This is a genomic window from Kitasatospora sp. NPDC001225 (genome assembly GCF_053597855.1).
Window position 1 is genome coordinate 42,825 of the sequence record NZ_JBSFJC010000051.1, and the last position, 15,215, is coordinate 58,039.

At 73.3% G+C, this 15,215-nt stretch carries 3 protein-coding genes (1 of these 3 only partly in view); all 3 read left to right on the forward strand.

What is annotated here, in order from left to right:
- Positions 1-1,047, forward strand: the final stretch of a protein-coding gene (locus ACWDCZ_RS19380) for a type I polyketide synthase (RefSeq protein WP_449816490.1). It extends 17,259 nt beyond the left edge of the window; 1,047 of the gene's 18,306 nt are visible here — the last part of the coding sequence; its start codon lies beyond the left edge, outside the window; the stop codon is at positions 1,045-1,047.
- A gap of 28 nt (positions 1,048-1,075) precedes the next feature.
- On the forward strand, positions 1,076-10,354 hold the full coding sequence (locus ACWDCZ_RS19385; RefSeq protein WP_449816488.1) for a type I polyketide synthase: 9,279 nt from the start codon (positions 1,076-1,078) through the stop codon (positions 10,352-10,354).
- Positions 10,355-10,399: 45 nt separating this feature from the next.
- The coding region (locus tag ACWDCZ_RS19390; RefSeq protein WP_449816489.1) for an SDR family oxidoreductase at positions 10,400-15,215 on the forward strand (4,816 nt) is incomplete at its 3' end.

Sequence of the window (15,215 nt, forward strand, 5' to 3'; positions counted from 1 at the left end):
GTCCACTCGGCGGGTGTCGGTGACCGTAGGCCGGTCGAGGAGATCGAGCCTTCGGACCTGTCCTGGCTGCTGTCGGCGAAGGTCGGCGGTGCCATGGTGCTGGACGAGTTGACGGCGGGTCGGGATCTCGACGCGTTCGTGCTGTTCTCGTCGGGTGCGGGTGTGTGGGGCAGCGGTGGCCTGGGCGGTTACGCGGCGGCGAACGCGCACCTGGACGCGTTGGTCGAGGACCGCCGCTCCCGGGGCCTGGTGGCCTCCTCGGTCGCGTGGGGCCTGTGGGCCGGCGTCGGCATGGCCGCGAGCTCCGGTGGTGAGCGGTTGCGCGAGTTCGGCATGGAGGGCATCGACGGGCGCCGGGGCATGCTGGCGCTGGGCCAGGTCCTGGACGCGGGCGAGGGTGCGATGGTGGTGGCCGGCTTCGACTGGCCGCAGTTCGTGCCGACCTATACCCTTCACCGGGCCAGCCGTCTGCTGACGGACCTCCCCGAGGTTCGGGAGGTGCTGGCCGCCGAGGCCGGCACCACCACGACCGAGGAAGTCAGCGAGTGGGCGGGCCGGTTGGCCGGAATGCCGGCCGCTGAACAGCGCCAGGTCCTGACCGACCTGGTGCGCGGTCACGCGGCCGTCGTCCTCGGCTACGACTCGGCGGACGACGTGCTGCCGCAACGCGCCTTCAAGGAGCTGGGCTTCGACTCCGTCGGAGCGGTCGAGCTGCGGAACCGCCTCTCGAAGGCGCTCGGTATCCGGCTGCCCTCCACGATGGTCTTCGACCACCCGAACGCCACCGCCCTCGCGGAGCAGATCCTGCGCGAGTTCATGCCGGAGCAGGCCGCTCCGGAGGGTGACGCGGACGAGCCGGCCCTCAGGGAGGCCATCTCGGCGATCCCGCTGGCCCGCATCCGGCAGGCCGGCCTGCTGGACCTGCTGCTGCAACTCGCCGACCCGGCCCAGGACAACGGCGCGGACAGTCGAACGGATACGGAGTCCATCGACGGCATGGACGCCGAAGACCTCATTCGCATAGCCCTCGATGGCAAAGACTCCTGACGCCCTCGTTGATTCGGAGCACATGATCATGGAAACGACCAACGACAGGCTCGTCGAAGCACTTCGCACCTCCCTCAAGGAAGCCGAGCGGCTCCGGCAGCAGAACAGCGCGCTCCTTGCGGCGTCGAGCGAGCCGATCGCGATCGTGGGTGCGGGCTGCCGGTTCCCGGGCGGTGTGACGGGTCCCGAGGAGTTCTGGGACCTGGTGGCCGGCGGTGTCGACGCGGTGGGCGCCTTCCCCGCCGATCGCGGCTGGGAGGCCTTCGAGGAGGCGTTCGGCCGAGGGCAGACGTACCGGCGACAGGGCGGATTCGTCTACGACGCGACGGAGTTCGACGCGGGGTTCTTCGGGATCAGCCCGCGCGAGGCGCTGGCCATGGACCCGCAGCAGCGGCTGCTGCTGGAGACCTCCTGGGAGGCCATCGAGCACGGCGGGATCGACCCCAAGTCGCTGCACGGGTCGATGACCGGTGTGTTCATCGGAGCGAACACGTCGGGGTACAGCTCGGTGCTGCCCGTCGAGGACGAGAGCCTGGACGGCTACCGGCTGATCGGCGCGGTGTCGGCGGTCGCCTCGGGCCGGATCTCGTACTGCCTGGGCCTGACCGGTCCGGCGGTGACGGTGGACACGGCGTGCTCGTCGTCGCTGGTGGCGATGCACCAGGCGATCCTGGCGCTGCGGGCCGGTGAGTGCTCGATGGCGCTGGCCGGCGGCGTGGCGGTGATGGTGTCGCCGGGTGCGTTCATGGAGTTCGGGCGTCAGGGCGGTATGGCGTCGAGCGGTCGGTCGAAGGCGTTCTCGGAGGAGGCCGACGGGATCGGTTGGGGCGAGGGCGCGGGCATGGTGCTGTTGGAGCGCCTGTCCGATGCCCGCCGCAATGGCCACCAGGTGCTGGCGGTGATCCGGGGGAGTGCGGCGAACCAGGACGGTGCGTCGAACGGTCTGGCGGCGCCGAACGGTCCGTCGCAGCGGCGGGTGATCCGTGCGGCGCTGGCGAACGCGCAGCTGTCGGCGGCGGACGTGGACGTGGTCGAGGCGCACGGCACCGGCACGACGCTCGGTGACCCGATCGAGGCGCAGGCGCTGCTGGCCACCTACGGGCAGGCCGAGGACCGCGCCGCCGACCGGCCGTTGTGGCTGGGGTCGGTGAAGTCCAACATCGGGCACTCGCAGTGCGCGGCCGGTGTGGCGGGTGTGATCAAGATGGTGATGGCGCTGCGGCACGAGGTGCTGCCGAAGACGCTGTTCGCCGAGGAGCCGTCCTCGCACGTGGACTGGACGTCCGGGAACGTGCGGCTGCTGAGCGAACCGGTGGCGTGGCCGGCGGGCGAGCGGCCGCGTCGCGCGGGTGTGTCGGCGTTCGGCGTGAGCGGGACGAACGTCCACCTGATCGTGGAGGAGGCCCCGGCGGCCGTCGAACCCGAGGCGCGGGAGGCCCGGGTGCTTCCGGTGTTCGCCGGTGGGGCGTCGGCCTGGCCGGTCTCCGGTCAGAGCGCTGCGGCGCTGGCGGGTCAGGCCGGTCGACTGCGTGAACACGTGGCGGAGCGGCCGGATTTGTCGGTCAGTGATGTGGCGTGGTCGCTGGCGACGACGCGTGCGGCGCTGGAGCGCCGGGCCGTCGTGCTTGGCGCGAACCGGGATGAACTGGCGGCGGGGTTGATGGCCGTTGCCACCGGGCAGCCGGCGGCGGGTGTGGTCACGGGGTCGGTGGCTGCCGCCGGTGTGGGGCGGACGGTGTTCGTCTTCCCGGGGCAGGGGAGCCAGTGGGTCGGGATGGGGCGTGAGCTGGCCGAGTCGTCCCCGGTCTTCGCGGCCAAGCTGACGGAGTGCGCCGAGGCTCTCGCGCCTTACGTGGACTGGCAGTTGGACGATGTGCTGGCGGGCCGGCACGGCTTCGAGGCTGCTGACGTCGTGCAGCCGGCGCTGTGGGCCGTGATGGTCTCGCTCGCCGCCGTATGGGAGGCGGCCGGTGTCGCTCCTGACGCCGTGGTCGGCCACTCGCAGGGTGAGATTGCCGCTGCGGCCGTCGCGGGGATTCTCTCCTTGGACGACGCCGCCAAGGTCGTCGCTCTGCGGAGCAAGACCCTGAAGGCCCTTGCTGGTCGTGGTGGGATGCTGTCGATCGCCGAGCCAGTGGCGGGTGTCCGCGCGCGGATCGCTCCGTACGGCTCTCGCCTGTCGGTGGCGGCGGTGAACGGCCCGTCGGCGACGGTCGTCTCCGGTGACGCCGACGCGCTGCGTGAACTCGCCGACGCGTGCGGGGATTCGCCGCGTGCCCGGATGATCCCGGTGGACTACGCGTCGCACAGCGCCCATGTGGACGAGCTGCGCGAGGAGATCCTCTCGGTTCTCCAGGGCATCGCGCCGACCGAGGCCCGCATCCCCATGGTCTCGGCGCTGACCGGCGCGTGGCTGTCCGGCCCGGAGCTGGACCCGGCGTACTGGTACGCGTCGCTCCGCGAGACCGTGGAGTTCGACCGCGCCGTGCGGATTCTCGGCGACGCAGGCCACGGTGTGTTCCTGGAGGTCTCGCCGCACCCGGTGCTGACCCCGGCGATCGGTGACAGCCTGGAGGAGCGCTCCCCGGTCGTGGTCGGCACGCTGCGGCGCGAGGAGGGCGGCGCCGAGCGCCTGCTGACCTCGCTCGCCGAGGCCTATGTCCAGGGCGCCCCCGTCGACTGGGCGGCGGTGCTCGGCGCCGGGACGGCTGTCGCGCTGCCGACCTACGCGTTCCAGCGGCGCCGCTACTGGCCCGAGGCCCCGGTGCTGGAGCGGGCGAAGCTGTCGGTGGACGACTGGCGTTACCGCATCACCTGGCAGCCGGCCGCCGCGAGCGGCCCGGCGGACCTGTCCGGCATCTGGTTGGTCGTCGGCGACGGCCCCGAGGCGGCGACGGTCACCGAGGCGTTGGCCGGTCAGGGTGCCGAGGTCGTGACGGCCGCCGGCCCGGAGCAGCTTGGCGCGGTGCCGGCCGAGGGCGTGGCCGGTGTGGTGTCGCTGCTGGCCCTGGACGAGACGCCGCTCGCCGACCACCCGTTGGTTCAGCGCGGGCTGGCGGAGACCGTCGAGCTGGTGCAGGCGTTGGGCCGGGCCGGGGTCGCGGCTCCGCTGTGGGTGCTGACCCGCGGCGCGGTGGCCGTCGGCCCGGACGAGGTGACGACGAGCCCGGTGCAGACGCAGGTCTGGGGTCTCGGCCGTACGGTCGGTCTGGAGCACGCGGACCGTTGGGGCGGTCTGGTCGACCTGCCGCCGGCGCTGGACGCCGATGCCGCCGCTCGTCTGGTCAGCGTGTTCGCCGATGGCAGTGAGGACCAGGTCGCGGTGCGGCCGTCCGGGGTGTTCCTGCGCCGGCTGGTACGCGCTGAGGCCCGGCGCGTCGAGTCGGAGGACTGGTCGCCGCGCGGCACCGTCCTGCTGACCGGCGGCTCGGGTGCGATCGGCGTCGTCCTCGGTCCGTGGCTGGCCGAGCACGGTGCGCCGAGGGTGGTTCTGACCTCCCGCTCCGGCCCGTCGGCGCCCGGGGTGGCGGCGCTCGCGGCCACGCTGGCGCAGGCTGGTTCGGCCGTCGAGGTCGTGTCGTGCGACCTGTCGGTGCGCGAGCAGGTGACCGGCATGGTGACGTGGATCGAGGCCTCCGGCCCCGGCCTCTCCACCGTCCTGCACTCGGCGAACACCCCGTTCCTCGCACGGCTGGAGGACACCGACCGCGACGGGCTCGCCCTGGCGGTCGGCGCGAAGGCGGCCGGCGCCGTCCACCTGGACGAGGCGACGGCGGACCTGGGCATCGACGAGTTCGTGATGTTCTCGTCGATCTCGGCGACCTGGGGCAGCAACGACCACGCCGCGTACGCGGCGGGCAACTCCTTCCTGGACGGGCTCGCCGAGGACCGTCGCGCCCGTGGCCTGCCCGGGACCTCGATCGCCTGGGGTGTCTGGAACACCCGCGACTGGGACGCCGTGGACGCGGCGATGGACCAGGCTCCCGGCCGCGTCACCCCGCACCGCCTGCTGCGGCAGGGCATGAACTTCCTGGACACCCAGCGGGCGCTGACCGCGCTCGCCGAGGTCCTCGCGGACGACGAGACCTTCATCGCGGTCGCGGACGTCGAGTGGGAGAAGTTCGCGCCGGTGTTCACGGCCGCCCGCCCGCGCCCGCTGCTGGACACCATCCCCGAGGCCCAGGAGGACACCGCCCCTCGTACGGTCGACGAGCAGCGCGGCGAGTTCGCCGCGCGCCTGGCGGGCCTGTCGGTGGCCGAGCGGCGCCGGACCGTCGTGGAACTGGTCCGGGCCCAGGCCGCCGCGGTGCTGGGGCACGACTCCGTGGACGAGATCGTGGCCAGCCGGGCGTTCCGGGAGCTGGGCTTCGACTCGCTGACCGCCGTCGAGCTCCGCAACCGTCTCAACGCGGCCGTGGGCGTCCGGCTGCCGTCCACGGTGATCTTCGACCACCCGAGCGCCTCGGCGCTGGCGGACGAGATCCTGGCCGCGCTGTTCGGCACGGACGCGGACGAGGGCCAGACCGTGACGGCGGCGGCGGTGTCGACCGACCCGATCGCGATCGTCGGCATGGCCTGCCGTTACCCGGGCGGTGTCCGGACGCCCGAGGAGCTGTGGGACCTCTTGGCGGCGGGCGGGGACGCGATCGGCGCCTTCCCGGCCGACCGCGGCTGGGACGTCGACGCGCTCTTCGACCCGGACCCGGACGCCGAGGGCTCGACCTACGTGGTCGAGGGCGGATTCCTCAGCGGGGCAGCGGAGTTCGACGCCGGGTTCTTCGGCATCAGCCCGCGCGAGGCCCTCGCCATGGACCCGCAGCAGCGCCTCCTGCTGGAGACCTCCTGGGAGGCCGTCGAGCGGGCCGGCATCGACCCGAAGTCGCTGCACGGCTCCGCGACCGGCGTCTTCGTCGGCGCGGCTTCCTCCGGCTACATCGGCGCCGCGAGCGGCGAGGCGGGAGCCCAGGCCCACCTGATCACCGGCAACGCGCTGAGCGTGCTCTCCGGCCGGATCTCGTACTCCCTGGGCCTGGTGGGCCCGGCGGTGACGGTCGACACGGCGTGCTCCTCGTCCCTGGTCGCGCTGCACCAGGCGGTGCAGTCGCTGCGGTCGGGCGAGTGCGACGTCGCCCTCGCCGGCGGTGTGACGGTGATGGCCGACCCCGGCGAGTTCGTCGGCTTCTCGCGCCTGCGGGCGCTCGCCTCCGACGGCCGCTGCAAGGCCTTCGGCGAGGGCGCGGACGGCATGGGCATCGGTGAAGGCGCCGGCATGCTCGTGCTGGAGCGGCTCTCCGAGGCGCAGCGCAAGGGCCGTCGGGTCCTGGGCCTGGTGCGCGGCTGCGCGATCAACCAGGACGGCGCGTCGAACGGTCTCACGGCGCCGAACGGTCCTGCCCAACGGCGGGTGATCCGTGCGGCGTTGGCCAACGCCCGGATCTCGGCAGCGGATGTCGACGTGGTCGAGGCGCACGGGACGGGTACGGAGCTGGGTGACCCGATCGAGGCCGGTGCGCTGCTGGCGACGTACGGCCAGGAGCGGTTCGAGGACCGGCCGTTGTGGCTGGGGTCGGTGAAGTCCAACATCGGGCACGCCCAGCAGGCTGCCGGTGTGGCCGGTGTGATCAAGATGGTGCTGGCGTTGCGGGCCGGTGTGCTGCCGAAGACCCTGCACGCGGACGAGCCGTCCTCGCACGTCGATTGGGAGACGGGCAACGTCCGGCTGCTGCGGGACGCGGTGCAGTGGCCGGCGGGCGAGCGGCCGCGCCGGGCGGGTGTTTCGGCCTTCGGCATCAGCGGCACCAACGCGCACGTGATCATCGAAGAGGCCCCGGCCGCGACCGACGCGAGCGACCCGGCTCCCGCCCCGGCGGTGGAGAGTGGGGTCCAGGCGTGGGTGGTATCCGGTCGTAGCGCGACCGCGCTGTCCGGTCAGGCCGGTCGACTGCGTGAACACGTGCTGGCGCGGCCGGAGTTGTCGGTCGGCGACGTCGCGTGGTCGTTGGCGACGACGCGTGCGGCGCTGGAGCACCGGGCCGTCGTGCTCGGCGGCGAGCGGGGTGAGCTCGCGGCGGGTCTCGCGGCGGTGGCCACCGGGCAGCCGGCGGCGGGTGTGGTGACCGGTTCGGTGGCTGCCACGGGGGTGGACCGGACGGTGTTCGTCTTCCCCGGCCAGGGGAGCCAGTGGGTCGGCATGGGTCGCGAGTTGGCGGAGTCGTCCCCGGTCTTCGCGGCGCGGCTGGCCGAGTGTGCTGCGGCCCTGGCGCCCTATGTGGACTGGCAGTTGGACGATGTGCTGGCGGGCCGGCACGGCTTTGAGGCCGCTGACGTCGTGCAGCCGGCGCTGTGGGCCGTGATGGTCTCGCTCGCCGCCGTCTGGGAGGCGGCCGGTGTCGCACCGGACGCTGTGGTCGGTCACTCGCAGGGTGAGATCGCCGCTGCGGCCGTCGCGGGGATCCTGTCCCTCGATGACGCCGCGAAGGTCGTGGCTCTGCGGAGCAAGACCCTGAAGGCGCTGGCTGGTCGCGGCGGGATGCTGTCGATCGCCGAGCCGGTGGACGGCGTCCGTACCCGAATCGCTTCGTACGGCACCCGCCTTTCCATCGCGGCCGTGAACGGCCCGTCGGCGACGGTCGTCTCCGGTGACGCCGACGCGCTGCGTGAACTCGCCGAGGCGTGCGGGGATTCGCCGCGTGCCCGGATGATCCCGGTCGACTACGCGTCGCACAGCGCCCATGTGGACGAGCTGCGCGAGGAGATCCTCTCGGTTCTCCAGGGCATCGTTCCGACCGAGGCTCGTATCCCGATGGTGTCGGCGCTGACCGGCGAGTGGCTCGCGGGCCCCGAGCTGGACCCGGCGTACTGGTACGCGTCGCTCCGCGAGACCGTCGAGTTCGACCGCGCCGTGCGGATCCTCGGCGACGCGGGCCACGGCGTGTTCCTGGAGGTCTCGCCGCACCCGGTGCTGACCCCGGCGATCGGCGACAGCCTGGAGGACCGCTCCCCGGTCGTCGTGGGCACCCTGCGGCGCGACGAGGGCGGCGCCCAGCGCCTGCTGACCTCGCTCGCCGAGGCCTATGTGCGGGGGCTCCCCGTCGACTGGGCCGGGCTCCTGGGCGGTGGTTCGATGGTGGACCTGCCGACGTACGCGTTCCAGCACCGTCACTACTGGCCCGAGGCGGTGGCCGAGGTTGCCGAGGTCTCCGCTGTCGACGCCGAGTTCTGGGCGGCGGTCGAGGGCGGGGACGCCGACGGCCTTGCGGCCGCGTTGAACATCGACGGTGAGCGGCTGGGCGAGGTGTTGCCGGCGCTGGCCGACTACCGGCGCCGTGGCCTGGCCGGGTCGGCGGTCGCGGACTGGCGGTACCGGGTGTCGTGGGCGCCGGTGGGCGAGTCCGGCGGGGTGCTGACCGGGACGTGGCTGCTGGTCGGGGACGGCACCGACGCGGGCGTCGTGGCACAGGCGTTGGCGGATCACGGTGCCGATGTCGTCACTGCGGATCGTCCTGACCGGATCGGTCAGACCGTGTCCGCGCTCGGTGATCTGCGGGGTGTGGTGTCGCTGCTGGCGCTGGACGAGTCGCCGGAGGAGGCGGGTCCGTGGGTGTCGCGTGGTGGCGCTGACACGCTCGCGCTGGTCCAGGAGCTTGGGCGGCTCGGTATATCCGCCCCGCTGTGGGTGGTCACGCAGGGCGCGGTGCGGGCCGTCGCGGGTGATGCGGTGCGGCCGGTGCAGGCGCAGGTCTGGGGTCTGGGCGCTGTCGCGGCGCTGGAGTTGGCGGGCCGCTGGGGCGGCCTGATCGACTTGCCGGCTGCCGTGGATGCGCGTACGGGTGCGCGGCTGGCGTCCGTCCTGGTCGGGGATGAGGACCAGGTGGCGGTGCGTGCGGGCGGTGTGGTGGCGCGGCGGTTGGTGCGCGCAGGCCGTCCGGTCGTCCGTGAGGCGTGGTCGCCGCGCGGCTCGGTCCTGGTGACGGGTGGCACGAGCGGCGTCGGTGCGATCACCGCCCAGTGGGTGGCGGATCGCGGCGCCTCGCGGGTCGTGCTGACGTCCCGTTCGGGTCCTGGTGCCGCCGGTGTGGCGGAGCTGGCGGCCTCGATCGCGGCTCGCGGTGCGGCAGTCGAGGTGGTGTCGTGTGACATCGCCGACCGCGCCTCCGTGGCGGAGGTCCTGGACCGTATCGATGCGACGGGTCCGGCGCTGTCGTCGGTGGTCCACTCGGCCGGGACGGGCGGGCGGACACCGGTGGAGCAGCTGTCGGTGGCCGAGCTGTCGCGGCTGCTGTCGGCGAAGGTCGGCGGCGCCATGGTGCTGGACGAGTTGACGGCGGGTCGGGACCTGGACGCGTTCGTGCTGTTCTCGTCGGGCGCGGGTGTGTGGGGCAGCGGCGCTCTGGCTGGCTATGCGGCGGCGAACGCGCATCTGGACGCGTTGGTGGAGGACCGTCGTTCCCGTGGTCTGGTGGCTTCGTCGGTCGCCTGGGGCCTGTGGGCCGGCGTCGGCATGGCGGCCGGCTCGGGTGGCGAGCGGTTGCGCGAGTTCGGCATGGAGGGCATCGACGGACGTCGGGGCATGCTGGCCTTGGGCCAGGTCCTGGACGCCGGTGAGGGCGCGATGGTGGTGGCCGGCTTCGACTGGCCGCAGTTCGTGCCGACCTACACCCTTCATCGGGCCAGCCGGCTGCTGGCGGACCTTCCCGAGGTCCGCGCGGTCCTGGCCGCCGAGGCCGCCGTCACCACGACGACCGAGGAAGTCGGCGCGTGGGCAAGCCGGTTGGCCGGGATGCCGGCCGCTGAGCAGCGCCAGGTCCTGACCGACCTGGTGCGAGGCCACGCGGCCGCGGTCCTCGGCCACGACTCGGCGGACGACGTGCTGCCGCAACGCGCGTTCAAGGAGCTGGGTTTCGACTCCGTCGGAGCCGTCGAGCTGCGGAACCGCCTCTCCAAGGAGGTCGGTGTCAAGCTGGCCTCCACGATGGTCTTCGACCACCCGAACGCCACCGCCCTGGCGGACTACGTACGAGGTGAGCTGGTCGGCACCGGCGGAGCGGACGACGGCGATCCGGTGCTGGAGACCCTGGAGCGGCTGGCCGCCGAACTGGACTCCGTCGACGGGGGAGCCGACGCGCGCCAGGACATCACCGAGCGCATGCAGACCCTGCTGTCCCGGTGGATGCGGCGCGGCGCCCCCGGCGCCGGCGTGGAGGACGGTGGCGCCGCAGCCACCCGGCAGACCGTGGCCGGACAGCTCAACGAAGCCTCGGCCGACGAGGTTCTGGACTTCATCAACAAGGAACTGGGGGCGTCGTGATGATCTCCGGTGCTCAGATCAAGACGACGTCGAGGAGGACCCACGATGGCCGATGAGAAGCAGCTGCTCGACGCTTTGAGGAAGCTGGCCGCCGAGCACTTCGAAACCCGTGAGCGGGTCAAGGAGCTGGAGTCCGGCGCCCGCGAGCCGATCGCGATCGTGGGCATGGGGTGCCGGTACCCGGGCGGGGCGGTCGGTCCCGAGGAGTTCTGGAACCTGGTGGCCGACGGCGTCGACGCGGTGGGCGGGTTCCCGTCCGACCGCGGCTGGGAGGCGTTCGACAACCAGGGCGGATACCGCCGGCAGGGCGGATTCGTCTACGACGTGGCCGACTTCGACGCGGGGTTCTTCGGGATCAGTCCGCGTGAGGCGCTGGCGATGGACCCGCAGCAGCGGCTGCTGCTGGAGACCTCGTGGGAGGCGATCGAGCGTGCGGGGATCGACCCGCGGTCGCTGCACGGCTCGGCGACCGGCGTCTTCGTCGGTGCGAGCCACGCCGGTTACGAGGCCAGCCTGCCCGTCGAGGACGCCAGCCTGGACGGCTACCGGCTGATCGGTACGGTGTCGTCCGTGGCGTCGGGCCGGATCTCGTACTGCCTGGGTCTGACCGGTCCGGCGGTGACGGTGGACACGGCGTGCTCGTCGTCGCTGGTGGCGATGCACCAGGCGATCCTGGCGCTGCGGTCGGGCGAGTGCTCGATGGCGCTGGCCGGCGGTGTCGCGGTGATGGTCTCGCCGGGTGCGTTCATGGAGTTCGGGCGTCAGGGCGGTATGGCGTCCAGCGGTCGGTCGAAGGCGTTCTCGGAGGAGGCCGACGGGATCGGCTGGGGCGAGGGCGCGGGCATGGTGCTGTTGGAGCGCCTGTCGGACGCCCGGCGCAACGGGCACCAGGTGCTGGCGGTGATCCGTGGCAGCGCGGCCAACCAGGACGGCGCGTCCAACGGTCTGTCCGCGCCGAACGGTCCCTCGCAGCGGCGGGTGATCCGCGCGGCGCTGGCCAACGCCCAGCTGTCGCCCTCCGACGTCGACGCGGTGGAGGCCCACGGCACCGGCACCTCGCTCGGCGACCCGATCGAGGCGGGCGCGCTGCTGGCGACGTACGGCCAGGAGCGGTTCGAGGACCGGCCGTTGTGGCTGGGGTCGGTGAAGTCCAACATCGGGCATTCGCAGTGCGCGGCCGGTGTGGCGGGTGTGATCAAGATGGTGATGGCGCTGCGGCACGAGGTGCTGCCGAGGACGCTGTTCGCCGAGGAGCCGTCCTCGCACGTGGACTGGACGTCCGGGAACGTGCGGCTGCTGAGCGAACCGGTGGCGTGGCCGGTGGGCGAGCGGCCGCGTCGGGCGGGTGTGTCGGCGTTCGGCGTGAGCGGGACGAACGTCCACCTGATCGTGGAGGAGGCCCCGGCGGCCGTCGAGGCGGCGGCTGAGCCGGCGGGCCAGGAGAGCCCGGTGCTCACCGGGGCGGCGGGTGTGGCCTGGCCGGTCTCCGGTCGCAGCGTGGCGGCGCTGGCCGGTCAGGCGGGTCGGCTGCGTGAACACGTGGCGGAGCGGCCGGAGTTGTCGGTCCGCGATGTGGCGTGGTCGCTCGCGACGACGCGTGCGGCGCTGGAGCACCGGGCGGTCGTGCTCGGCGCGGACCGGGATGAACTGGCGGCGGGGCTGACGGCTGTCGCCACCGGGCAGCCGGCGGCGGGTGTGGTCACGGGGTCGGTGGCTGCCGCCGGGGTGGGGCGGACGGTGTTCGTCTTCCCCGGTCAGGGCAGCCAGTGGGTCGGCATGGGGCGTGAGCTGGCGGAGGCCTCGCCGGTGTTCGCGGCCCGGCTGGCGGAGTGTGCCGAGGCTCTCGCGCCGTACGTGGACTGGAAGTTGGACGATGTGCTGGCGGGGCGGCACGGTTTCGAAGCCGCTGATGTGGTGCAGCCGGCGCTGTGGGCCGTGATGGTCTCGCTCGCTGCGGTATGGCAGGCGGCGGGTGTCGCTCCGGACGCGGTGCTGGGTCACTCGCAGGGCGAGATCGCCGCTGCGGCCGTCGCGGGGATCCTCTCCCTCGATGACGCCGCCAAGGTGGTGGCTCTGCGGAGCAAGACCCTGAAGGTGCTGGCCGGTCGTGGCGGGATGCTGTCGATCGCGGAGCCGGTGGACGGTGTCCGCGCCCGGATCGCCCCGTACGGCACCCGCCTTTCCATCGCGGCGGTGAACGGCCCGTCGGCGACGGTCGTCTCCGGTGACGCCGACGCGCTGCGTGAACTCGCCGAGGCGTGCGGGGATTCGCCGCGTGCCCGGATGATCCCGGTGGACTACGCGTCCCACAGCGCCCACGTGGACGAGCTGCGGGAGGAGATCCTGACCGTCCTCGACGGGATCCGGCCTCGTGAGGCGCAGGTCCCGATGATCTCCGCGCTGACCGGTGCATGGCTCGCGGGCCCCGAACTGGACCCCGCCTACTGGTACGCGTCGCTCCGCGAGACGGTGGAGTTCGACCGCGCCGTGCGGATCCTCGGCGACGCGGGCCACGGCGTGTTCCTGGAGGTCTCCCCGCACCCGGTGCTGACCCCGGCGATCGCCGACAGCCTGGAGGACCGTTCCCCGGTGGTCGCAGGCACCTTGCGGCGCGACGAGGGCGGCGCGCAGCGCCTGCTGACCTCGCTCGCCGAGGCGTACGTCCAGGGCGCCCCCGTCGACTGGGCGGCGGTGCTCGGCGGCGGTACGACCGTCGCGCTGCCGACCTACGCGTTCCAGCGGCGCCGCTACTGGCCCGAGGCCCCGGCGGTGGAGCGCGCGAAGCCGTCGGTGGACGACTGGCGCTACCGCATCACCTGGCAGCCCTCTGCCGCGAGCGGCCCGGCGGACCTGTCCGGCGCCTGGCTGCTGGTCGGCGACGCCCCCGACGCGGCCACGATCGCCGAGGCGCTGACGGCGCGTGGCGCCGAGGCGGTGCGGACGACGCTCGCGGGCCTCGACGAGGCCATCGCAGGAGCGGGCGGGGACGTGCGCGGTGTGGTGTCGCTCCTGGCGCTCGACGAGTCGCCGGACGCCGAGTTCGCGTGGCTGTCCCGGGGCAGCGCCGACACCCTCGACCTGGTCCAGAGGTTGGGTCGGGCCGGGGTCACCGCTCCGCTGTGGGTGCTGACCCGTGGCGCGGTGCAGGTCGCCGCCGGCGAGGTGACGACGAGCCCGGTGCAGACGCAGGTCTGGGGTCTGGGCCGGGCCGTGGGCCTGGAGCACGCGGACCGTTGGGGCGGTCTGGTCGACCTGCCGCCGGTGGTGGACGCCGATGCGGCCGCTCGTCTGGTCGGCGTCCTCGCGGACGGCAGTGAGGACCAGGTCGCCGTACGGCCGTCGGGTGTGTTCCTGCGCCGTCTGGTGCGGGCGGAGGCCCGGCGCGTGGAGTCGGCGGGCTGGTCGCCGCGCGGCACCGTCCTGCTGACCGGTGGCACCGGCTCGATCGGCGTCTGCATCGGCCCCTGGCTTGCCGAGCACCGCGCGCCGAGGGTTGTTCTGACCTCCCGGTCCGGCCCGTCGGCGCACGGTGTGGCGGCGCTGGCCGCCGCCGTGGCGAACGGCGGTTCGGCCGTCGAGGTCGTCAGCTGCGACCTGACGGAGCGTGCGCAGGTCACGGCGATGGTCGCGTGGATCGAGGCCTCCGGCCCCGGCCTCTCCACCGTCCTGCACTCCGCCAACGCGCCGATCCTGGCCCGGGTGGAGGACACCAGCCGGGAGGAGCTGGCCGTCGCGGTCGGCGCGAAGGCGGCCGGCGCCGTCCACCTGGACGAGGCGACGGCGCACCTGGGCATCGACGAGTTCGTCCTCTTCTCGTCGATCTCGGCGACCTGGGGCAGCAACGACCACGCCGCCTACGCGGCCGGCAACTCCTTCCTGGACGGGCTCGCCGAGGACCGTCGCGCCCGTGGCCTGCCCGGGACGTCGATCGCGTGGGGCGTGTGGAACACCCGCGACTGGGACGCCGTGGACGCGGCGATGGACCAGGCGCCCGGTCGCGTCACCCCGCACCGCCTGCTGCGGCAGGGCATGAACTTCCTCGACACCCAGCGGGCGCTGACCGCGCTCGGCGAGATCCTGGCCGACGACGAGACCTTCATCGCCCTCGCGGACGTCGAGTGGGAGAAGTTCGCGCCGGTCTTCACGGCCGCGCGGCCTCGCCCGCTGCTGGACACCATTCCCGAGGCCCAGGAGGACACGACGGTCCGTCGTGACGAGGACGGGCGCGGTGACTTCGAGCTCCAGCTGGCCGGGCTGTCGGCGGCCGAGCGGCGCCGGACGGTCACCGAACTGGTGCGGACGCACGCGGCCGCGGTGCTGGGCCACGAGTCGGTGGACGAGATCGTGGCGAGCCGGGCGTTCCGGGAGCTGGGCTTCGACTCGCTGACCGCCGTCGAGCTCCGCAACCGCCTGAACACCGCGTGCGGCCTGCGGCTGCCGTCCACGGTGATCTTCGACCACCCGAGCGCCTCCGCGCTGGCGGACGAGATCCTGGCCGCGCTGTTCGGCACGGACGCGGACGAGAGCCAGGCCGTGACGGCGGCGGCGGTGTCGACCGACCCGATCGCTATCGTCGGCATGGCCTGCCGCTACCCGGGCGGCGTCCGGACGCCCGAGGAGCTGTGGGACCTCCTGGTCGCGGGCGGGGACGCGATCGGCGCGTTCCCGGCCGACCGCGGCTGGGACGTCGAGGGCCTGTTCGACCCGGACCCGGACGCCGAGGGCTCGACCTACGTCGTGGAGGGCGGATTCCTCAGCGGGGCCGCGGAGTTCGACGCGGGGTTCTTCGGGATCAGCCCGCGCGAGGCGATGGCGATGGACCCGCAGCAGCGGCTGCTGCTGGAGACCTCCTGGGAGGCCG